This is a genomic window from Pantoea stewartii subsp. stewartii (assembly GCF_008801695.1).
Taxonomy (GTDB): domain Bacteria; phylum Pseudomonadota; class Gammaproteobacteria; order Enterobacterales; family Enterobacteriaceae; genus Pantoea; species Pantoea stewartii.
In genome coordinates this window covers 52668-73242 of the sequence record NZ_VZPF01000012.1, presented here as the reverse complement: position 1 = coordinate 73242, position 20575 = coordinate 52668, and the positions used below count along the sequence as shown (strand labels likewise).

Annotated in this window: 17 protein-coding genes and 4 pseudogenes; 17 read left to right on the top strand and 4 right to left on the bottom strand. The window is 54.2% G+C overall.

Features of this window, described 5'->3' with window-relative positions:
- Positions 1 to 174 (bottom strand): annotated as a pseudogene (locus F7Q90_RS05185) (IS630 family transposase); the annotation flags it as partial.
- A 364-nt stretch (positions 175 to 538) separates the two neighbouring features.
- Between F7Q90_RS05185 and F7Q90_RS05180 the strand changes: the two are divergent.
- From F7Q90_RS05180 to ugpQ, 10 genes are all read left to right on the top strand, one after another.
- Entirely contained in the window at positions 539 to 1663 is a 1125-nt protein-coding gene (locus F7Q90_RS05180; RefSeq protein WP_006121049.1) for a branched-chain amino acid ABC transporter substrate-binding protein, read from the top strand.
- A 128-nt stretch (positions 1664 to 1791) separates the two neighbouring features.
- Complete coding sequence (gene livH / locus F7Q90_RS05175; protein ID WP_006121048.1) at positions 1792 to 2718, top strand: high-affinity branched-chain amino acid ABC transporter permease LivH; 927 nt, start codon at positions 1792 to 1794, stop codon at positions 2716 to 2718.
- Positions 2715 to 3986: a high-affinity branched-chain amino acid ABC transporter permease LivM gene (locus tag F7Q90_RS05170; protein ID WP_006121047.1), complete on the top strand. Its 1272-nt coding sequence runs from the start codon at positions 2715 to 2717 to the stop codon at positions 3984 to 3986. Before livH ends, F7Q90_RS05170 begins: the two co-directional genes overlap by 4 nt.
- Complete coding sequence (gene livG / locus F7Q90_RS05165; protein WP_006121046.1) at positions 3983 to 4750, top strand: high-affinity branched-chain amino acid ABC transporter ATP-binding protein LivG; 768 nt, start codon at positions 3983 to 3985, stop codon at positions 4748 to 4750. Before F7Q90_RS05170 ends, livG begins: the two co-directional genes overlap by 4 nt.
- A gap of 1 nt (position 4751) precedes the next feature.
- Complete coding sequence (livF, locus tag F7Q90_RS05160) at positions 4752 to 5459, top strand: high-affinity branched-chain amino acid ABC transporter ATP-binding protein LivF (protein ID WP_006121045.1); 708 nt, start codon at positions 4752 to 4754, stop codon at positions 5457 to 5459.
- A gap of 315 nt (positions 5460 to 5774) precedes the next feature.
- The gene (ugpB, locus tag F7Q90_RS05155) at positions 5775 to 7061 is read left to right on the top strand and encodes a sn-glycerol-3-phosphate ABC transporter substrate-binding protein UgpB (protein WP_044242735.1); all 1287 of its coding nucleotides are present in this window, start codon (positions 5775 to 5777) and stop codon (positions 7059 to 7061) included.
- A 55-nt stretch (positions 7062 to 7116) separates the two neighbouring features.
- Positions 7117 to 8004, top strand: a complete 888-nt coding sequence (ugpA, locus tag F7Q90_RS05150; protein ID WP_006121041.1) for a sn-glycerol-3-phosphate ABC transporter permease UgpA — start codon at positions 7117 to 7119, stop codon at positions 8002 to 8004.
- The gene (ugpE, locus tag F7Q90_RS05145) at positions 8001 to 8846 is read left to right on the top strand and encodes a sn-glycerol-3-phosphate ABC transporter permease UgpE (RefSeq protein WP_006121040.1); all 846 of its coding nucleotides are present in this window, start codon (positions 8001 to 8003) and stop codon (positions 8844 to 8846) included. Before ugpA ends, ugpE begins: the two co-directional genes overlap by 4 nt.
- 2 nt (positions 8847 to 8848) lie before the next feature.
- Positions 8849 to 9922, top strand: coding sequence for a sn-glycerol-3-phosphate import ATP-binding protein UgpC (locus tag F7Q90_RS05140; RefSeq protein WP_006121039.1), 1074 nt, complete (start codon positions 8849 to 8851; stop codon positions 9920 to 9922).
- A complete protein-coding gene (gene ugpQ / locus F7Q90_RS05135) occupies positions 9919 to 10662 on the top strand; it encodes a glycerophosphodiester phosphodiesterase (RefSeq protein WP_151160785.1) in 744 nt (247 codons plus the stop codon). The genes F7Q90_RS05140 and ugpQ overlap by 4 nt, the downstream gene beginning before the upstream one ends.
- Here ugpQ and F7Q90_RS05130 read toward each other — a convergent pair.
- Complete coding sequence (locus F7Q90_RS05130; RefSeq protein ID WP_006121037.1) at positions 10659 to 10946, bottom strand: DUF2756 domain-containing protein; 288 nt, start codon at positions 10944 to 10946, stop codon at positions 10659 to 10661. The genes ugpQ and F7Q90_RS05130 overlap by 4 nt on opposite strands.
- Positions 10947 to 11192: 246 nt before the next feature.
- Between F7Q90_RS05130 and ggt the strand changes: the two are divergent.
- Positions 11193 to 12899 (top strand): annotated as a pseudogene (gene ggt / locus F7Q90_RS05125) (gamma-glutamyltransferase).
- A gap of 33 nt (positions 12900 to 12932) precedes the next feature.
- Here ggt and F7Q90_RS05120 read toward each other — a convergent pair.
- Positions 12933 to 13427 (bottom strand): GNAT family N-acetyltransferase, encoded by a 495-nt coding sequence (locus F7Q90_RS05120; RefSeq protein WP_006121036.1) that lies wholly within the window; start codon positions 13425 to 13427, stop codon positions 12933 to 12935.
- A gap of 359 nt (positions 13428 to 13786) precedes the next feature.
- On the opposite strand from F7Q90_RS05120, the gene F7Q90_RS05115 reads away from it, so the two are divergent.
- The 5 genes and pseudogenes from F7Q90_RS05115 to F7Q90_RS05095 form a co-directional block, all read left to right on the top strand.
- Positions 13787 to 14482, top strand: coding sequence for a pirin family protein (locus F7Q90_RS05115; protein WP_006121035.1), 696 nt, complete (start codon positions 13787 to 13789; stop codon positions 14480 to 14482).
- 108 nt (positions 14483 to 14590) lie between these two features.
- Positions 14591 to 15586 carry a gluconate operon transcriptional repressor GntR gene (gene gntR / locus F7Q90_RS05110; protein WP_006121034.1) on the top strand — a complete coding sequence of 332 codons (996 nt, stop codon included), beginning with the start codon at positions 14591 to 14593 and terminating at the stop codon, positions 15584 to 15586.
- Positions 15587 to 15722: 136 nt separating this feature from the next.
- Entirely contained in the window at positions 15723 to 16259 is a 537-nt protein-coding gene (gene gntK / locus F7Q90_RS05105; RefSeq protein ID WP_006121033.1) for a gluconokinase, read from the top strand.
- Between the two features lie 3 nt (positions 16260 to 16262).
- Positions 16263 to 16652, top strand: a pseudogene (locus F7Q90_RS05100) (GntT/GntP/DsdX family permease); the annotation flags it as partial.
- A gap of 188 nt (positions 16653 to 16840) precedes the next feature.
- Positions 16841 to 17782, top strand: a pseudogene (locus F7Q90_RS05095) (gluconate:H+ symporter); the annotation flags it as partial.
- A 42-nt stretch (positions 17783 to 17824) separates the two neighbouring features.
- Here F7Q90_RS05095 and F7Q90_RS05090 read toward each other — a convergent pair.
- Positions 17825 to 18418 (bottom strand): YhgN family NAAT transporter, encoded by a 594-nt coding sequence (locus F7Q90_RS05090; RefSeq protein ID WP_006121032.1) that lies wholly within the window; start codon positions 18416 to 18418, stop codon positions 17825 to 17827.
- A gap of 219 nt (positions 18419 to 18637) precedes the next feature.
- On the opposite strand from F7Q90_RS05090, the gene asd reads away from it, so the two are divergent.
- On the top strand, positions 18638 to 19747 hold the full coding sequence (asd, locus tag F7Q90_RS05085; RefSeq protein ID WP_006121030.1) for an aspartate-semialdehyde dehydrogenase: 1110 nt from the start codon (positions 18638 to 18640) through the stop codon (positions 19745 to 19747).
- The last annotated feature ends 828 nt before the right edge of the window (positions 19748 to 20575 follow it).

Sequence of the window (20575 nt, the reverse complement as noted above, 5' to 3'; positions counted from 1 at the left end):
ACCAATCGATGAGCGGGCACAGCAGAGTGTTCTGGCAACATGACTGACGGTGTCACCACGATGCAGCATCAGCATGGCGGTGAGCCGCCGGGCGTGGTTTTTGTCCTTTGTTTTATGGATAGTTTTCTGCATCAGGCGTCGTTCGGTTCTGGGTATTGGTGCTATGATCGACATTGCTCAGTCCGGCTGGTGATTTGGGATATTCAGCGATTGATCAGATCGCATAAACCGGACTGAGTTCCCTCTAAGTGATCTACTATTCCGAGCAGTTATTTAAAGCCAGCATAACGCGCTGGCCTGGTGAACAAAAGCCGCGCATTGCATCCAGTTGATTATGCTGCTTTTGGCCGCGAATCATGAATATGTCAGTTGCTTTACAGAATAAACTTCCTGTTTAATAGACTGAAATATAAAGCCTTATTATTAATAAAAGCCAGAAAAGCGTGCTAACTCCTTATTGTTAAATAAGTTTTCCCCTTTATCTGGCCAAAATAAAACCACTCACAACAAACACGACATAACTGATGGGGTAGTTCGCATGAAAATGACAGGTCGCGCGTTACTGGCAGGATGCATTGCATTGGCGATGAGCCATGCGGCAATGGCGAAAGACATTAAGATCGCTATCGTAGGTGCCGCTACTGGCCCGGTCGCGCAATATGGTGATATGGAATTTACCGGCGCCGCACAGGCGATTAAAGACATCAATGCCAAAGGTGGCGTAAACGGCGACAAACTGGTCGGTGTCGAATATGACGATGCCTGTGACCCGAAACAGGCGGTTGCGGTGGCTAACAAGGTCATCAATGACGGTATCAAATATGTTATCGGTCACCTGTGCTCCTCCTCTACGCAGCCTGCATCAGATATCTATAACGATGAAGGCGTGCTGATGATTACGCCTGCGGCTACCGCGCCAGAACTGACTGCACGCGGCTATGCCGACGTGATGCGTACGACCGGTCTGGATTCTGATCAGGGTCCAACTGCGGCGAACTACATTCTGGATGTCATCAAGCCAAAACGCATTGCTGTGGTGCACGACAAGCAGCAATACGGCCAGGGTCTGGCAGAATCGGTACAGAAAACCCTGAAAGCGAAAGGCGGCAACGTGGTGATGTTTGAAGGGATCACTGCGGGCGATAAAGATTTCTCAACGCTGATTGCGCGACTGAAGAAAGAAAACGTCGACTTTGTTTATTACGGTGGTTATTACCCGGAGCTGGGCCAGATTCTGCGTCAGGCAAAAGCGGCAGGACTGAAAGCAGGCTTTATGGGGCCAGAAGGTGTGGGCAACGCCTCGCTGTCTAACATTGCGGGCGACGCGTCAGAAGGGCTCTACGTAACCCTTCCAAAACGTTACGACCAGCTGCCTCAGAACAAGGCCATCGTGGACGCCATCAAAGCGAATAGCGCGTCTAACCGTAAAGATCCTACCGGCCCGTTTGTCTGGACAACCTATGCGGCTATCCAGTCTCTGGTGACCGGCATGGAGCGCAGTAAGAGCGATGAGCCGGATGCGATTGCGAAGAACCTGAAAACCGGCGCACCGGTTCCGACAGTGATGGGCGACCTGAGCTGGGATCAGAAAGGCGATTTGAAAGGCTTCGAGTTTGGCGTCTTCAAATGGCACAAAGACGGTTCGTCTACCGCAGTTAAATAAGGCACTGATTCTTCCCCGTCGTACGACAGCGGGGAAGCAGGAGAAGGCGTGACTGACGCGCCATCGCCTGACTAACCCTCTTCTGGCAGCAGGAGAGGGGTTTTCTGGTTTCTGAGCAGGTCCTCACTATGTCCGAGCAGTTTCTCTATTTTATTCAGCAGATGTTCAACGGGGTGACTCTGGGGAGCACCTACGCGCTGATCGCCATCGGTTACACCATGGTTTACGGCATTATCGGCATGATCAACTTCGCCCATGGCGAAGTCTATATGATCGGCAGCTATGTCTCTTTTATGGTTATTGCAGCCCTGATGATGATGGGTATTGATACCGGCTGGCTCATGATTGCCGCCGGTTTTGTTATGGCCGTTATCATCTCCAGTGCCTATGGCTGGAGCATCGAACGGGTGGCTTATCGTCCCGTACGGGCATCCAAGCGTCTGATTGCGTTGATTTCCGCCATCGGAATGTCCATCTTTCTGCAAAACTACGTCAGCCTGACGCAGGGTTCACGTGACCTTGCCCTGCCGAGCTTAATCACCGGCCAGTGGACGCTGGGCGAAAGCAACGGCTTTGCCGCCACGCTGTCGACGATGCAGATCGTGATTTGGGTGGTCACGTTCCTGGCAATGCTGGCCCTGACCCTGTTTATCCGTTATTCCCGCATGGGACGCGCCTGCCGCGCCTGTGCGGAAGACCTCAAAATGGCCAGCCTGCTGGGCATTAATACTGACCGGGTGATCTCGCTGACCTTTGTGATTGGTGCGGCGATGGCGGCGGTTGCGGGCGTGCTGTTGGGGCAGTTTTATGGCTCGATTAACCCGTTTATCGGCTTTATGGCGGGGATGAAAGCCTTTACTGCGGCGGTCCTGGGCGGCATCGGCAGTATTCCCGGCGCGATGATTGGCGGGCTGGTGCTGGGCATTGCCGAAGCGCTGACCTCGGCTTATCTCTCCACCGAATACAAAGATGTGGTGTCGTTTGCCTTACTGATTGTGGTGCTGCTGGTCATACCTACCGGTATTCTGGGCCGCCCGGAGGTGGAGAAAGTATGAAACGCCTTGGTCTGGTCAATGCGATTGTTTCAGCGGTCATGCTGCTGGTGCTGGCGGCCTTCTTTATGGGAATGCGCCTCGATCTGAATGGTACGCAGCTACAGATAGTGAATGCCGGCAGCGTGCGCTGGAACTGGATATTCATCGGTTGTGCCGTTGTGTTTTTGTTTCAACTGCTACGTCCGCTGTTTCAGGGCAAGCTGACACGTAGCGGTGGTGGCCTGGTGCTGCCGGGCTTCGACGGCTCAACGCCAAAGCAAAAAGCCATTATGGGCTTGATGATCGCCGCGGCGGTTATCTGGCCGTTCCTGGTTACACGCGGTAGCGTCGATATTGCCACCCTGACACTGATCTACATCATGCTGGGGCTGGGACTAAACGTGGTCGTAGGGCTGTCGGGTCTGCTGGTACTGGGCTACGGTGGTTTCTATGCCATTGGCGCGTATACCTTCGCGCTGCTTAATCATTACTATGGTTTTGGTTTCTGGCAAAGCCTGCCGCTGGCGGGCCTGGTGGCGGGCGCATTTGGCCTTATGCTCGGTTTCCCGGTGCTGCGCTTGCGCGGTGACTATCTGGCTATTGTTACGCTCGGCTTCGGCGAAATCGTCCGTATTCTGCTGCTCAATAACACGGCAATCACCGGCGGTCCGAATGGGATTGCTCAGATTCCTAAGCCCACCTTTTTTGGCCTGGAGTTTGGCCGTCGCGTCAGCGAGGGGGGATGGGGCACGTTTCACGATGTCTTTGGCATGAAGTACGGTCCTAACGACCGGGTGATATTCCTCTATCTGGTGGCGTTGTTGCTGGTGGTGCTGACGCTGTTTGTGATCAACCGCCTGCTGCGCATGCCGCTGGGTCGGGCATGGGAAGCGTTACGTGAAGATGAGATCGCCTGTCGTTCGCTGGGCTTGAGCCCGACCCGCATTAAGCTGACCGCGTTTACTATCAGCGCCGTCTTTGCTGGCTTCGCGGGAACGCTGTTTGCCGCTCGCCAGGGCTTTGTCAGTCCGGAGTCCTTTACCTTTGTCGAGTCCGCTTTTGTTCTGGCTATCGTGGTGTTGGGCGGAATGGGCTCGCAGTTTGCCGTTATTCTGGCCGCCATTTTGCTGGTGGTTTCGCGTGAGCTGATGCGCGACCTCAACGAATACAGCATGCTGGTATTGGGGGCGCTGATGGTGCTGATGATGATTTGGCGTCCGCAAGGCTTACTGCCGATGAAACGACCGCACCTGAAACTGCGTCAGGGTAAACAAGGAGAACAGGCATGAGTCAGCCTTTATTAGCCGTTGAAGGCCTGATGATGCGCTTCGGCGGTCTGTTAGCCGTGAACAACGTTAAACTGGAATTGCGCCCCCAGGAAATTGTGTCGCTTATTGGTCCAAACGGTGCGGGTAAAACCACCGTGTTTAACTGCCTGACCGGCTTTTATAAGCCAACGGGCGGCAGTATCACCTTACGCGACAAGAACCTGACTGGCCTGCCCGGACAGAAGATCGCCCGTATGGGGATCGTGCGGACCTTCCAGCACGTCCGTTTATTCCGCGAAATGACGGTGATTGAAAACCTGTTAGTCGCCCAGCACCAGCACCTGAAAAGTGGCGTGTTTGCGGGGCTACTGAAAACCCCGGCTTTTCGCCGCAGTGAAGGCGAGGCGCTGGATCGCGCTGCCACCTGGCTTGAGCGGGTTGGCTTACTCGATATGGCGAATCGCCAGGCCGGTAACCTGGCTTACGGTCAGCAGCGCCGACTGGAGATCGCCCGCTGCATGGTGACGCGGCCGGAGATTTTAATGCTGGATGAACCGGCAGCCGGACTTAACCCGAAAGAGACGCATGAGCTGGATGCGCTGATCGCCGAGTTACGAGGCGAGCATAAGGTATCCGTTTTGTTGATTGAGCACGATATGAAGCTGGTAATGGGCATTTCTGACCGTATTTATGTGGTGAATCAGGGCACGCCACTGGCGAACGGCACGCCGGAAGAGATTCGTAATAATCCGGATGTGATCCGTGCCTATTTAGGAGAGGCGTAATATGGCCATGTTAACCATTGATAACGTCAGTGCGCACTATGGCAAAATTCAGGCGCTGCATAATGTCAGTTTGCATATCGATCAGGGCGAAATCGTCACCCTGATCGGCGCAAACGGTGCAGGCAAAACCACTTTGCTGGGCACATTATGCGGCGAGCCGCGCGCCACCAGCGGTACGATCACGTTTGACGGCAAAACCATTACCGACTGGCAAACGGCGCGCATTATGCGTGAGGCGATTGCCATCGTGCCCGAAGGTCGCCGCGTGTTCTCACGCATGACGGTGGAAGAGAACCTGGCCATGGGCGGTTTTTTTGCCAGTCGCCCGGAGTATCTGGCGCGCATCGAGCGCGTTTACACCCTGTTCCCACGTCTGGCAGAGCGTAAGGTGCAGCGTGCGGGCACCATGTCGGGCGGTGAACAGCAAATGCTCGCCATTGGCCGCGCGTTGATGAGCCAGCCGCGCCTGTTGTTACTTGATGAGCCTTCTCTGGGTCTGGCGCCGATTATTATCCAGCAGATTTTTGACACGATTGAGCAACTGCGCAGCGAAGGTATGACGATTTTCCTGGTTGAACAGAACGCGAACCAGGCGCTGAAGCTGGCCGATCGGGGCTACGTACTGGAAAATGGTCATGTCGTGCTGGAGGACAGCGGTGCGGCACTGCTGTCGAATGAAGCCGTGCGCAGCGCCTATCTGGGCGCCTAGGTTTCCCCGCCATCATCTATACCGGGTGACTGCAGGCTCTGTGCCGGGCTGTCACCCGGCGAATTTTCCTTCCCTTACGGCACATACTTATCCCTGCTTCAGCAGCGCGGTTCAGCCCGGTGCTTTCCGGTCCATTAAACGCGCTTATCACTGTCATATCCTGACATTCTGTCGTCATTTTTCCGTCATCTGACTGTTATTTTTCCGTCATTTCCACATGTCATGTTACTTCGCGAGCAAAAAATGCGTGATAGCGCGCGTACCTACCTGAACAGGAAAATCCTATGTCCGTTGTTACTTTTCGTCGTAGCGCTGATGAGCGCCCTGCTCGGTCTGGCGATCAGTGGTAATGCACTGGCCGTCACTGAGATCCCTTTCTGGCACTCAATGGAAGGCGAGTTAGGCAAAGAAGTTGACTCACTGGCACAACGTTTTAACCAGGAACACCCTGACTACAAAATCGTCCCTGTGTACAAAGGGAACTACGAACAAAGTCTGGCGGCAGGTATCGCCGCGGTCCGCACCGGAAAAGCGCCCGCGCTGTTACAGGTTTACGAAGTGGGCACCGCCACCATGATGGCCTCTAAAGCCATTGTGCCTGTTTATCAGGTCTTTAAAGACGCGGGCATTTCAATGGACGAGAAGCAGTTTGTTCCTGCGGTCGCGGCTTACTACAGCAATTCAAAAGGCCAGCTGATCTCGCAACCGTTCAACAGCTCCACGCCTGTGCTGTACTACAACAAAGATGCGTTTAAAAAAGCCGGTTTAAACCCGGATCAGCCACCCAAAACCTGGCAGGAACTGGCAAAAGATGCCGATGCACTGCGTAAATCAGGCATGAGCTGTGGCTATGCCAGCGGCTGGCAGGGGTGGATTCAGATTGAGAACTTCAGCGCCTGGAACGGTTTGCCGGTGGCCACCAAAAATAACGGATTCGACGGCACCGATGCGGTACTGGAATTCAATAAACCGGCGCAGGTTCGCCATATCCAGTTGCTGGAAGACATGAACAAGAAAGGTGATTTCACCTATTTTGGTCGTAAAGATGAATCCACTGCGAAGTTCTATAACGGTGACTGTGGCATGACCACGGCCTCGTCAGGTTCACTGGCCGATATCCGCCATTACGCCAAATTCCATTACGGCGTCGGCATGATGCCTTACGATGCGGATATTCCGAATGCCCCGCAGAACGCGATTATCGGCGGTGCCAGCCTGTGGGTGATGAAAGGCAAAGATGCCAATACCTACAAAGGTGCGGCGGAATTTATGAAGTTCCTTACCGAGCCAAAAATTGCCGCAGAATGGCACCAGAAAACGGGCTACCTGCCTATTACTACCGCCGCGTATGAGCTGACGAAGAAAGAAGGCTTCTACGAGAAAAACCCAGGTGCGGATATTGCGATTCGCCAGATGATGAACAAGCCGCCGTTGCCTTACACCAAAGGCATGCGTCTGGGGAATATGCCGCAGATTCGTACCATCCTGGATGAAGAGTTAGAAAGCGTCTGGACCGGCAAGCAGACACCGCAGGCTGCGTTAGATAACGCCGTGAAGCGGGGTAATGAGCTGCTGCGTCGTTTCGAGCAACAGAATAAATAATCCGTTCTGCAGGCCAGCTCCGGCTGGCCTTTTTTCACCCAAGTCAGAGAACGCTATGTCTCCATCTCGCCCGGTGTTTCGTAATCGCCTGTTACCCTATTTGCTGGTGCTGCCGCAACTCCTGATCACCGCTATTTTCTTTGTCTGGCCAGCGGGTGAAGCGTTGTGGTATTCACTGCAAAACCTGGATCCTTTCGGCATCTCCAGCACCTTTGTGGGTCTGGCGAACTTTGAACGGCTCTTTTCCGACGGGCTTTATCTGGACACCTTCTGGACCACCATCAAGTTCAGCAGTATGGTCGCCTTTTTTGGCATGGTGTCCTCATTGCTCCTAGCGGCGCTGGTGGACTACGTCGTACGCCTGCGCAAGCTCTATCAGATGTTGCTGCTGTTGCCTTATGCGGTGGCACCGGTGATCGCGGCCGTATTGTGGATGTTCCTGTTCAGTCCCGGACTGGGGTTGCTGAGCTACCTGCTTAACCACATGGGCTATAACTGGAACTTCGCACAGAACAGCGGCCAGGCCATGTTCCTGGTGGTGCTGGCCTCCGTGTGGCAGCAGATGAGCTACAACTTCCTGTTCTTTTTTGCCGCGTTACAGTCGATACCAAAGTCGCTGGTCGAAGCCGCCGCCATTGATGGGGCAGGGCCGGTGCGTCGGTTCTTCTCTATTTCGCTTCCGTTGATTACCCCGGTGAGTTTTTTCCTGCTGGTGGTCAACCTGATTTATGCCTTCTTCGATACGTTCCCGGTCATTGATGCCGCGACAGGCGGTGGCCCGGTCCAGGCGACGACGACGCTCATCTATAAGATTTATCGTGAAGGCTTTACCGGTCTGGATCTCTCCTCATCTGCTGCGCAGTCCGTGGTGTTGATGCTGTTGGTTATCGCGCTGACCGTCATTCAGTTCCGCTTCGTCGAGCGTAAGGTGCAATATCAATGATTGAAAATCGTCGCGGGCTGGACATTTTCAGCCATGTCGTCCTGGTGCTGGGTATCCTGACCATCCTGTTTCCACTCTATGTGGCTTTTGTGGCCGCCACGCTGGATAACGACGCCGTCTATAACGTCCCGATGACGCTGATTCCCGGTACTCACCTGTGGGAAAACATTTCGCATATCTGGACGCAGGGCGTGAACGGCAACGGTCCGGCCTTTAGCCTGATGCTGATGAACAGCGTTATCATGGCGCTGGGCATCACCGTCGGTAAGATTCTGGTGTCGATTCTGTCCGCTTTTGCCCTGGTGTGGTTTCGCTTCCCCCTGCGCTCACTGTTCTTCTGGATGATCTTTATCACCCTGATGCTGCCGGTCGAAGTGCGCATTTTCCCAACGGTGCAGGTGATTGCCGATCTCAACATGCTGGACAGCTACAGCGGCCTGACACTGCCCTTGATGGCCTCCGCGACGGCCACTTTCCTGTTCCGGCAGTTCTTTATGTCGTTGCCGGATGAGCTTATTGAAGCCGCGCGCATTGACGGTGCCAGCGCGATGCGTTTTTTCTGGGACATCGTGCTGCCCTTGTCAAAAACCAATCTGGCGGCGCTGTTCGTTATCACGTTTATCTATGGCTGGAACCAGTACCTCTGGCCATTATTAATCATTGATAACGCCAGCCTGGGCACGGCCGTGGCGGGGATCAAAAGCATGATCTCTACCAGCGGTTCGCCAACGCAGTGGAACGAAGTGATGGCCGCAATGTTATTAACCCTGATTCCACCCGTGGTGGTGGTGTTTGTTATGCAGCGCGCCTTCGTGCGTGGTCTGGTTGAGAGTGAGAAATAGTGATGGCAGGCGTAACCCTTCAGGCGGTGACCAAATCTTACGACGGTAAAAATCAAATCATCCAGCCGCTCAACGTCACGATCAATGACGGCGAGTTTATGGTGATGGTAGGCCCTTCGGGTTGTGGCAAATCAACGCTGTTGCGCATGGTGGCCGGACTGGAGCGCGTCACGTCCGGCGATATTTATATCGCGGATAAACGCGTCACGCATGAGGAGCCCAAGGATCGCGGCATTGCCATGGTGTTCCAGAACTACGCACTTTATCCCCATATGTCCGTCGAAGAAAATATGGCTTACGGCCTCAGAATTCGTGGGATGAGTAAAGAGCATATTCGCCAACGCGTGCTGGATGCGGCACGGAGCCTGGAACTGGATCATCTGTTAACGCGCCGTCCACGTGAGTTATCCGGTGGACAGCGCCAGCGCGTGGCCATGGGGCGTGCCATCGTGCGTGAACCCGCCGTATTTTTGTTCGACGAGCCGCTCTCTAACCTGGATGCGCGCCTGCGCGTACAAATGCGCCTTGAGCTTCAGCAACTGCATCGCCGTCTGCAAACGACCAGCTTATATGTGACGCACGATCAGGTTGAAGCGATGACGCTGGCCCAGCGCGTGATGGTGATGAACAAAGGCGTGCTGGAACAGATTGGCACGCCGGTCGATGTTTACGAGCGCCCAGCCAGCCTGTTTGTGGCCTCCTTTATGGGTTCCCCCGCGATGAGTCTGATACAGGGCAATTTCAGCGAAGATGGCGCGCGCTTTGTGGTTGATGCGTCCCACGCTATTCCGGTGGGCGAGGGCAAAGCCAAATGGGCCAATCGCCCCGTGGTGCTTGGTATCCGGCCCGAACACGTTCAACTCAGTAGCCAGCAGCAGGGCGGCATTCCCTTCCGTGTTGAGACGCTTGAGATGCTGGGTGCCGACAATCTGGCACACGGTCGCATCGGTGAGGCGCGTTTAGTGGTACGCTTACCCCATAGCGAGCGCCCGGAAGCAGGCAGCACCCTGTTGCTGCATCTGCCTGTTGAGGCGTTACATTTCTTCGATTCAAGTCACGGGAAGCGTCTGGAATGAGTGAAAAGCAATGGCCCTATCCGCGCATTGTCGCCCATCGTGGTGGTGGCAAGCTGGCACCTGAAAATACCCTTGCTGCGATTGATGTTGGCGCAAAATACGGACATCTGATGATTGAGTTTGATGCCAAACTCTCGGCAGATGCGCACATTTTTCTGCTGCATGACGACACGTTAGATCGCACCAGCGACGGCTGGGGCATTGCGGGCGAGCTCCCGTGGGACAAGCTGTCGCAGCTTGATGCGGGCAGTTGGTTCAGCGCGGCCTTTCAGGGCGAAAAGCTGGCCCGACTGGATGAGGTCGCGGCACGCTGCCGTCAGCATGGCTTGATGGCCAATATCGAAATTAAACCGACCACAGGGACCGACGCCGAAACCGGACGCGCCATTGCGCAGGCCGCTGCCACGCTGTGGCAGGGGCAACCTCTTCCTCTGCTCTCCTCGTTCTCCTTTGTGGCACTGGAAGCGGCCATGCAGGCCGAACCACAACTGCCGCGCGGCCTGTTGTCTCATCACTGGGATAACGCATGGCAGGAGAAGACGCGGGCGCTGGACTGCACTTCAATTCACCTGAATCACAAGGTCCTCACTGAGGCCAGAGTCGCTGAGCTGAAAGAGGCCGATCTGCGTATTTTGGTGTATACCGTGAACAGCCCGGAACGGGCAAGGACATTACTGAAATGGAGCGTCGATGCCATCTGTACCGACAGCATCGACAGCATTGGCCCCGATTTTCACTAGTTCATATTCTGTTGGTTCTGCTGCTGGCCCGGCTGCGATTTGATCACGCGCTGCTGGGCACTATCCCGCTGCTCCTGCAACTTCCGCTGTACGTCCTGATTCTGACGCTGCTGGTCCTGCTGTAACTTCGTCTGCTGTTGCTGCGACTGGTTAAGCATCTGGGTCTGCATGCGTTGCTGGCTGGGATTATAGCCAGGCTTGTTGAGATCATTCGTGCTGTTCAGCATGTTCGCCATGCCGGTTAACGGCAGCAGGGCGGCGAAAACCATAAGCCACTTTTTCATTTTAATCCTCCAGTAAACGACCGGTGCTGTGTGTGCATGCCTGAAGCAGGTCATGTGGTCGTTAGCGTAAGTTTATGCGCTGGTTCAGATTACTGCTCCAGGAGTGCACTGAATTTGCGTTAATCCTTGATATTCGGCTTTGTTTGTAGTCAGTTACATAAAGGATAAAGAAATGTAAATAACCGTGAAGGTGGGAACGGAATGATGATGCAAGCCAGGTTACGCCAGCTGAGCTGGTCACTACTAATGAGTTTTACTGTTGTTACGGGGGCAAATGCCGCCCCGGTTCAGGCGCCGCCCGTCTCCTATGGCGTAGACAGCGATACGTTTCATCCGGTCAAAGCCCATAACGGCATGGTGGCGTCAGTCGATGCGCTGGCCACAAATGTGGGCGTGGATATCCTGCGTCAGGGCGGTAACGCGGTCGATGCCGCTGTGGCGGTTGGCTTCGCGCTGGCAGTGACGCATCCGCAGGCGGGCAACCTGGGCGGCGGTGGATTTATGCTGTTGCGAACGGCATCAGGACAGACCACGGCGATCGATTTTCGTGAAATGGCCCCGGCGGCGGCCACGCGCGATATGTTCTTGGACAAGCAAGGCAACGCCGACAGTAAGCTTTCTCTAACGTCACCGCTGGCTTCAGGCACGCCTGGCACCGTGGCTGGCTTTGCGCTGGCGGTGAACAAATACGGTACGCTGCCGCTGAATAAACTGCTGGCACCTGCCATCAAACTGGCGCGCGACGGGTTTATCGTGAATGATGCGCTGGCGGACGATCTTAACACCTATGGCAAGGAAGTCCTGCTCGCCCATCCCAACAGTAAAGCTATTTTCTTCAAACCGGATGGCACGCCCTGGCTGAAAGGCGAACGTCTGGTACAAAAGAATCTGGCTCACAGCCTGCAGTTGATCGCACAACAAGGCCCGGATGCGTTTTATAAAGGCAAGATTGCCGACCAGATTGCGGCCGAGATGGCGCAGCATGGCGGCCTGATAACGAAAGCCGATCTCGCGGCCTATCATGCGGTAGAGCGTAAGCCGATCAGCGGCACTTACCGGGGCTATGAGGTCTTCTCGATGCCACCACCCTCATCGGGCGGTATTCATATCGTGCAGATCCTGAATATCCTGGAAAATTTCGATCTGGGAAAAATGGGTTTTGGCAGCGCCGACGCCATGCAGGTCATGGCTGAAGCAGAGAAGTATGCCTATGCCGATCGTTCCGAGTATCTGGGCGATCCAGACTTCGTCAAAGTCCCGTGGCAGGCGCTGACCAGCAAAGCCTATGCCAAATCGCTGGCGCAGCAAATCGATCTGGCGAAGGCACGGCCATCCAGTGATATTAAGCCCGGTAAACTGGCCCCTTACGAAAGTAATCAAACCACTCACTTCTCTGTGGTGGACAAAAGCGGCAATGCGGTTGCGGTCACCTATACGTTAAACACTAACTTCGGCAGTGGCATCGTAGCGGGTAGCAGCGGCATTCTGATGAACAACCAGATGGATGATTTCTCGGCCAAACCGGGCACGCCGAATGTATATGGGCTGGTGGGCGGGGAAGCCAACGCGGTGCAGGCTTGAAAACGTCCGTTATCCTCAATGTCACCGACTATCGTTGCGAAGGACGGAAAAACCTGGCTGGTTACCGGTAGCCCGGGCGGCAGTCGCATTATCACCACGGTATTACAAATGGTCGTGAACAGCATTGATTACGGCATGAACGTGGCAGAGGCGACCAATGCGCCGCGTTTCCATCACCAGTGGCTGCCCGATCAGTTACGGGTTGAGAAGGGCTTCAGCCCGGATACGTTGCGCTTGCTCGAAGCGAAAGGACAACACGTTAAAGTGCAACCGGCCATGGGCAGTACACAAAGTATTATGATTGGTCCTGACGGTACGCTGTACGGTGCGTCTGATCCCTGCACGGTGGGCGATCTGAGTGCCGGTTATTGATATCGGTGGGCAGCCTTCTGGCTGCCCGTTTCGTTATGCTTTGATACGCGCCATAAAATGCGCATCTGTCATGTTCCCCTCGCGTATCGCATAGCCCTGCGCGGTGCCTTCAATTCGGAAACCGAACGGCTGGTACAGCGCGATTGCTTTGTGATTGTCAGCAAAGACCGTCAGTTCAATGCGCGTCACCTGAAGCCAGTTGTCGCAAAGATCGACCATTGCCGCCATCAAAGCTTTGCCCACCCCGCGTCGATGAAACGCCGGATCAACGCCCATCCCTATGCTGGCGCAGTGTCGCCGCCGTGCTGTCGTAACGCCTTCAAGCGTGAGTTGCCCGACCACCTGCTCATCAATACAGGCTACCAACATATGCACACCGGCGCGTGGACTGGCCAGTTTTTGCTCCCATAGTGAGGGCGAGGGATAGGGCAGGTGCAGGGTTGCGGCCTGGGTTTCAGGCTGGCTGTAAAGACGAGTTAACGCGGGGGCATCAGCCGGGACAGCATGGCGAATCATCACTGAAGGCATGGCGGTTATCCTTATGAGCACGTGGTAAACCCTTTAAACATCAGGGGATTTACGTCAGGCGTCAACAGAAATAATACACAAAAGCGCTTTACAGACGAGAATGATAATGATTATTATTGTCATGCCTTCTGGATGTTGTCGAGACGTCAGAAAGCACGACATTGCTCACATTGCTTCCAGTATTATTTAGCCAGCCGGGTGCTGGCTTTTTTTTTGCGTGCCCGTCCTGCTTTCCTTCAGTTCCGTTCAACAACCCCTTGCCAGAGGTTCATAATTTTTGAACAGAGAGGTGAAGTTTTTCAGCTATCAATCTTTCTCACCTGATACCAAACTATAAAAAACAGTGAGGAGATTTGAACATGATCTATTTACGTAAAGCTGAAGAACGTGGCCACGCTAATCATGGCTGGCTGGACAGCTGGCACACCTTCTCGTTTGCCAACTATTACGATGCAAATTTTATGGGCTTCTCAGCCCTGCGGGTGATTAATGAAGATGTGATCGATCCCGGCCAGGGATTTGGTACGCATCCGCATAAAGACATGGAAATTTTGACCTATGTCCTGTCGGGTACCGTGGAACATCAGGACAGCATGGGCAACAAGGAACAGATTCCCGCGGGTGAGTTCCAGATCATGAGTGCAGGTACCGGCGTACGTCATTCAGAATACAACGCCAGCAAAACAGAACCGCTGCATCTTTACCAAATCTGGATCATTCCAGAGCGCACGGGGATTGAGCCGCGTTACGATCAGCGTCGCTTTCCGGATGTGCAGGGTCGCCAGTTTATCCTCACCCCGGATGCCCGTGACGGTTCGCTCAAAGTCTGGCAGGACATGACGCTATCGCGCTGGGTATTTGCGGCAGGCGAAAGCGACAGTGTGACCATTGAGGCGGGACGCCGTATCTGGATTCAGGTTGTCAAAGGCGACGTGAAGGTGAACGGGCAATCCGCGTCAAACAGTGATGCCTTTGCCGTTTGGGACGAAACTGGCCTGACGCTTGAAGCCGACAGCGCGGCCGAAGTGTTGTTGTTTGACCTGCCGCCGGTCTGAGCCTGAAGGGGGCGAGCCTGTCTCGCCCCATCGCCCCATTAGCAATCTGCCTGTAAAAAAGTGGTAGACTCGTCGTCATGTGCTTTCAGCGAGATCCAGGCGCTTACGATGAAGAAGAAAAGACCGGTTTTACAGGACGTTGCCGATCGTATCGGTATCACCAAAATGACTGTCAGTCGTTATCTGCGCAATCCTGAGCAGGTGTCGGTTGCGCTGGGGGAGAAGATCGCCGTTGCGCTGGATGAGTTGGGTTACATCCCCAATCGCGCCCCCGATATGCTGTCCAACGCGACCAGCCGCGCCATCGGCGTGTTGCTGCCCTCGCTGACCAATCAGGTGTTCGCCGATGTTCTGCGGGGAATCGAAGCGGTGACGGATGAAGCCGGTTACCAGACGCTGGTGGCACACTTTGGTTATAACCCGGAAAAAGAGGAGCGCCAGCTGCGGTCGCTGCTTGGCTGGAACATCGATGGCGTGATTCTGACCGAACGCACACATACAGCAGGGACGTTACGCATGCTGGAGGTGGCCGGTATTCCGGTGATTGAAATGATGGACAGCGTTACGCCCTGTCTGGATATGGCGGTAGGCTTTGACAACGTCGAAGCCGCCCGGCAAATGACGCTGGCGATTCTGAAAAAAGGGCACCGTCATACCGTTTATCTGGGGGCGCGCCTGGATGAACGCACGCTGCAAAAGCAGCGGGGTTATGAAAGTGCCATGCGCGAAGCCGGATTAACGCCGCGCAGTGTCATGATGGAAGAAGCCTCCTCTTTCAGTGCCGGTGGCGAATTGCTCCGCGAAGCGCAGCGACGCTATCCTCAGACGGACAGCCTGTTCTGTACCAACGACGATTTGGCGGTGGGCGCGATGTTTGAGTGCCAGCGTCAGGGGCTTCAGGTGCCTTCCCAAATGGCTATTGCCGGTTTTCACGGTCATGATATCAGTCAGGTGGTGACGCCTGCGCTGGCGACGGTTCTGACGCCGCGTGACCAAATAGGTCGTGAATCGGCCGCGTTGTTACTGGCGCGCATTGCCGGCGAAAACCGGGCCAGCCAGCCGCTGGATATGGGATTTGCTATTGTGGAAGGCGGCAGTATCTGATTCGCGCAAATTTATGAGTCAGCTCACACTTTAAGGCTTCAGTCAGTAAAAAGGTTGCCAGAGTGTAATGTCACCAGGAGAATGATAAGCATCATTGTTATCGGTAACATGGCACATTGACTTGCCGGAGTAGAAAATGACGACGCAATCCACGCCACATCACGTTTTTATTTTGATGGGTGTTTCAGGCAGCGGCAAATCCGTTGTGGCAAACCGGGTCTCCCACCAGTTGAACACCGCTTTTCTCGATGGCGATTTTCTTCATCCCCGCGCCAATATCTTAAAGATGGCAGAAGGCCATCCGCTGGACGATAACGACCGTTTGCCATGGTTACAGGCATTGAACGACGCGGCGTTCGCCATGCAACGTACGCAGGCGATCTCGATCATCGTCTGCTCAGCGTTGAAAAAGCATTACCGCGATATGCTTCGACAGGGCAACGACAACCTGCGTTTTGTCTACCTGAAAGGGGATTTCGACACCATCGAATCGCGTCTGAAAGCGCGCAAAGGGCACTTCTTTAAGCCGCAAATGCTGGTAACACAATTTGCGACGCTGGAAGAGCCGGGTGCGGATGAAACGGATGTGCTGGCTGTCGATATCACGCACTCCCTGGACGAGGTTGTAGCGGCAACGGTTGCAACCATTAAGGATGCAATCAATCAAGGCTAGACCATGAATACCGCAACACTTATTTTGACTGCAGCAGGCTCTGTCCTGCTGCTGCTTTTTCTGGTGATGAAAGCCCGGATGCATGCTTTTCTTGCCCTGATGTTGGTTTCTGTGGGCGCGGGTCTGTTGTCGGGCATGCCGCTGGATAAAATCGCGGAAACGATGCAGAAAGGCATGGGCGGCACGCTCGGTTTCTTAGCCATCGTCGTGGCGCTGGGTGCCATGTTTGGCAAGATCCTGCACGAAACCGGGGCGGTGGATCAGATTGCGATTCGCATGCTGAAAACCTTTGGCGAGAGCCGGGCGCATTTTGCCATGGGCATTGCCGGCTTAATCTGCGCGTTGCCGCTGTTCTTTGAGGTGGCCGTAGTGCTGCTGATTAGCATCGCATTCGGGCTTTGTTGAATAATAGGTAATCATTCTGTTTTGTCTGCACTGTTTTGGTAGAAAACGCTGATGCCAGACAGAACACCGTCATACGCAAGCATGTAATGCATTGATTTTATGTTATCTGAAACAACCGTTTTCATAGTACCACAGCATAAAATCCATTTATTCAACAAAGCCTCGCATTCGCTGTCGCCAGGCGGACAGGGGATAACTTGGTCAGGCTGGTTATTCCCTTATTTGCCGGTGTGGCGGCGGCGGCCTTTTTGCTGCCGGGCCCTGCGCCCATGCTGTTAGCTTCGCAAATGCATGCGGATTTCGGCTGGATGATTTTGCTTGGGCTGTGTGCCGCTCTGCCGGGCATGCTGATTGCCGGGCCGTTGTTTGGCAATTTTATCGCGAAGCGCGTAACGTTCAGCGCACCACCGGAAGATCATCAGCCCGACGTTGATGCCGGCAAGCTGCCCTCTTTTGGCTTTAGCCTGGCGCTTATCCTGTTTCCACTTGTGCTGGTGGGGCTGAAAACCATTGGTGCACGCTTCACCGCTGAGGGCTCTACACTTTACGAGTGGCTGGAATTCATCGGGCATCCCTTCATCGCGATTCTGCTGGCCTGTCTGGTCGCTATCTATGGCCTGGCGTACCGTCAGGGCATGGATAAAGAAAAAGTGATGCAGATTTGTGGCAGTGCGCTGCAGCCTGCAGGGATTATTTTGCTGGTAATAGGGGCGGGCGGCGTCTTTAAACAGGTGCTGGTCGATTCTGGCGTAGGGCCGGTACTGGGCAATGCCTTAACCGGTGCCGGGCTGCCGGTTGCTCTGGCCTGTTTTATTCTGTCCGGTGCGGTCCGGGTGATTCAGGGGTCGGCGACGGTGGCCTGCCTGACGACGGTGGGCTTGATCATGCCGGTGATAGAACCGTTGCATTACTCCGGCGCACAACTGGCAGCCTTGTCCATTTGCATCGGCGGCGGTTCCATTATTATCAGCCATGTTAATGATGCGGGCTTCTGGTTGTTTGGCCGCTTCACCGGCGCGACCGAAGGTGAAACGCTCAAGACATGGACGCTGATGGAAACCATTTTAGGCACCGTGGGCGCGGTGGTCGGGATGATCGCCTTTACCCTGCTCACCTGAGCGATTTAACCCGGGCAACGCTGCCCGGGTTAACGCCGACAGCTATAGCTTCAGATACACACGAATCCCGTCTAAAAACATCTGCGTCGCCAGCATAATCAGGATCAATCCCATCAGGCGCTCCAGTGCGTTAACGCCTTTGTCCCCCAGCAGACGCAGAAACAGGCCCGATAACAGCAGGATCATCACCGTTACGCCCCAGGCGATGAGTAAGGCTCCAACCAGATGCGACATCTGGTTCGGATACTGATGGGATAACAGCATCAGTGTGGCCAGCAGTGAAGGCCCCGCCACCAGTGGGATGGCCAGCGGCACCAGAAAGGGTTCTTCGCCCGCCGGTAACCCGGTACTGCTGCTTTCCGGCGAGGGGAAAATCATCTTAATAGCGATTAAAAACAGGATAACGCCACCGGAAATGGAGACGGTTTCGGTACGCAGATTAAGGAAGGCCAGAATGCGTTCGCCCGTGAATAAAAACAACAACATGATGATAAGGGCAATCAGCATTTCGCGAATAAGCACGACGCGCCGACGTTTGGGTTCCAGATGCTTTAAAACCGACATAAAAATCGGCAAATTGCCCAACGGATCCATTATTAACAACAATAATATTGTTGCTGAGATCATTTCAGTCATTCGTTTAACATCTTCTCGTTATAGATAAAGCCGGGTTATTAGCAGGGCTGCTGAAAAAGTTGGCCCGATTACATTAATTCACTTGCCAGAAAATCTGCATTTTGTAGAGTTAATCATCACAGGCAACGTTGATTATTACGCAGAGTGGCGTGAAAATACCACGACACTTTTCCCTTCGATGAGAAAGTCAGGTGTTTATCACCCTGAAACGGATATGACATGAAGAATGTAGGTTTAGTGGGTTGGCGCGGTATGGTGGGTTCAGTGCTGATGTCCCGCATGAGTGAAGAACGTGATTTTGATGTAATCAATCCGGTCTTTTTCTCCACTTCACAACATGGTGAAGCGGCCCCGACGATTGCGGGCAAACAGCAGGGAACATTGCAGGACGCCTTTGATATTGACGCGTTGAAGGCGCTGGATATCATCATTACTTGCCAGGGCGGCGACTATACCTCTGAGGTGTATCCGAAATTGCGTGCCAGTGGCTGGAATGGCTACTGGATTGATGCGGCGTCCACGCTGCGCATGAAAGACGATGCCATTATTATCCTGGATCCGGTTAACCATCAGGTTATTCGTCAGGGCATCGACAGCGGCATCAAAACTTTTGTTGGCGGCAACTGTACGGTGAGTCTGATGTTGATGTCACTGGGCGGCCTGTTCGCACATGATTTGGTTGAATGGGTCTCCGTGGCTACGTATCAGGCTGCGTCCGGGGGCGGTGCCCGTCACATGCGCGAGCTGCTCACACAGATGGGCATGCTGCACGATCACGTGGCGACCTCGTTGCAAAATCCTGCCTCTGCCATTCTGGATATCGAACGTAGCGTGACGGATTTCACGCGCTCTGGCACGTTGCCGACGGATAATTTCGGCGTGCCGTTAGCGGGCAGCCTGATTCCGTGGATCGACAAGCAGCTTGATAATGGCCAAAGCCGCGAAGAGTGGAAAGGACAGGCTGAGACTAACAAGATTCTGGCGACCCCGCGCGTCATTCCTGTCGATGGACTTTGCGTCCGTGTCGGTGCGCTGCGCTGTCACAGTCAGGCCTTCATGCTGAAACTTAAAAAGGATCTGCCGCTGGCCGAGATTGAGCAACTGCTGGCGTCCCATAATGAATGGGTAAAAGTCGTGCCTAACGATCGTGAAATCACTATGCGTGAACTGACGCCTGCGGCGGTAACGGGGACGCTGAACACGCCGGTCGGCCGTCTGCGCAAACTGAATATGGGGCCAGAATACCTCTCGGCCTTTACCGTGGGCGATCAGCTACTGTGGGGTGCGGCTGAGCCGTTGCGCCGCATGTTACGTCTGTTGATCGACTAAATCTGAAAGACGAAAAAGACCGGGTTTTTCCGGTCTTTTTTCTACAAATCCCTGCAAACGGTTCTACCGTTACGATCACTAAGTGATCCGCTTCCCCTTTTTGCCTGTCCAGAAATAAATTTTTGCTGATCTGCTCTGTCAACGCTCGCCGCCAAGCTATGATTTAACAAGGGCGTGTAACAGACGGGCTGTTTTAATGTATTCACTAACTGGTTGTTGTGGCTGGTAAAGACAGACTTTTTTCGGTGCAAGCTGGCCGCGTTTTTTTTCAAAAGGCGCGTGGTTCCGGCGTGTGAGCAGCATCCTGTCACACTGTTAACGCACACTCGGCAGTTGTCCGTTTTATGTCATGTTAAAGCGGCCAGGGAAATGTCGCCGTGGCTCACGGCTCCCGGCGCGTAAGACAGGTGGCGAGTCCGGCAGGCCGTTGACCGCCTTTCGTCCATACGGCACGCAGGCATGATGATCGCGCCAAAAAAAGATACTGCATTTGAGTGAAGATTATGAGACATAAATCCGTTATGTATTAATATATTTTACTGTTTTTCATCATTGTGCAAGGGCGCTCACATACCGGCTCCGCGGTTGAAGTCGACGGTATACAGGAAAATCGTCCGAATGACGCAGGATTGCATCAGGAAACGGACGGTAGGGGAAAGTCAAAATTATCTAATGTCTCGGAGTGCCGGATAGTCGTCTGGTGATACTGCGGGATTGGCATCAAGCAGACAGGCTTAATGCTTACTGGTTGTGATTTAAGGAGGCGCGTGGTGACAAGCGTTTTTTGCTGGCGCCCACGCCGCTGTACTCATGGCTCAATGAAGAGCA

Coding starts and splice junctions, on each gene's coding strand:
- F7Q90_RS05180 (WP_006121049.1), top strand. CDS start 539: ATGAAAATGACAGGTCGCGCGTTACTGGCAGGATGCATTGCATTGGCG.
- livH (WP_006121048.1), top strand. CDS start 1,792: ATGTCCGAGCAGTTTCTCTATTTTATTCAGCAGATGTTCAACGGGGTG.
- F7Q90_RS05170 (WP_006121047.1), top strand. CDS start 2,715: ATGAAACGCCTTGGTCTGGTCAATGCGATTGTTTCAGCGGTCATGCTG.
- livG (WP_006121046.1), top strand. CDS start 3,983: ATGAGTCAGCCTTTATTAGCCGTTGAAGGCCTGATGATGCGCTTCGGC.
- livF (WP_006121045.1), top strand. CDS start 4,752: ATGGCCATGTTAACCATTGATAACGTCAGTGCGCACTATGGCAAAATT.
- ugpB (WP_044242735.1), top strand. CDS start 5,775: ATGAGCGCCCTGCTCGGTCTGGCGATCAGTGGTAATGCACTGGCCGTC.
- ugpA (WP_006121041.1), top strand. CDS start 7,117: ATGTCTCCATCTCGCCCGGTGTTTCGTAATCGCCTGTTACCCTATTTG.
- ugpE (WP_006121040.1), top strand. CDS start 8,001: ATGATTGAAAATCGTCGCGGGCTGGACATTTTCAGCCATGTCGTCCTG.
- F7Q90_RS05140 (WP_006121039.1), top strand. CDS start 8,849: ATGGCAGGCGTAACCCTTCAGGCGGTGACCAAATCTTACGACGGTAAA.
- ugpQ (WP_151160785.1), top strand. CDS start 9,919: ATGAGTGAAAAGCAATGGCCCTATCCGCGCATTGTCGCCCATCGTGGT.
- F7Q90_RS05130 (WP_006121037.1), bottom strand. CDS start 10,946: ATGAAAAAGTGGCTTATGGTTTTCGCCGCCCTGCTGCCGTTAACCGGC.
- F7Q90_RS05120 (WP_006121036.1), bottom strand. CDS start 13,427: ATGCCTTCAGTGATGATTCGCCATGCTGTCCCGGCTGATGCCCCCGCG.
- F7Q90_RS05115 (WP_006121035.1), top strand. CDS start 13,787: ATGATCTATTTACGTAAAGCTGAAGAACGTGGCCACGCTAATCATGGC.
- gntR (WP_006121034.1), top strand. CDS start 14,591: ATGAAGAAGAAAAGACCGGTTTTACAGGACGTTGCCGATCGTATCGGT.
- gntK (WP_006121033.1), top strand. CDS start 15,723: ATGACGACGCAATCCACGCCACATCACGTTTTTATTTTGATGGGTGTT.
- F7Q90_RS05090 (WP_006121032.1), bottom strand. CDS start 18,418: ATGACTGAAATGATCTCAGCAACAATATTATTGTTGTTAATAATGGAT.
- asd (WP_006121030.1), top strand. CDS start 18,638: ATGAAGAATGTAGGTTTAGTGGGTTGGCGCGGTATGGTGGGTTCAGTG.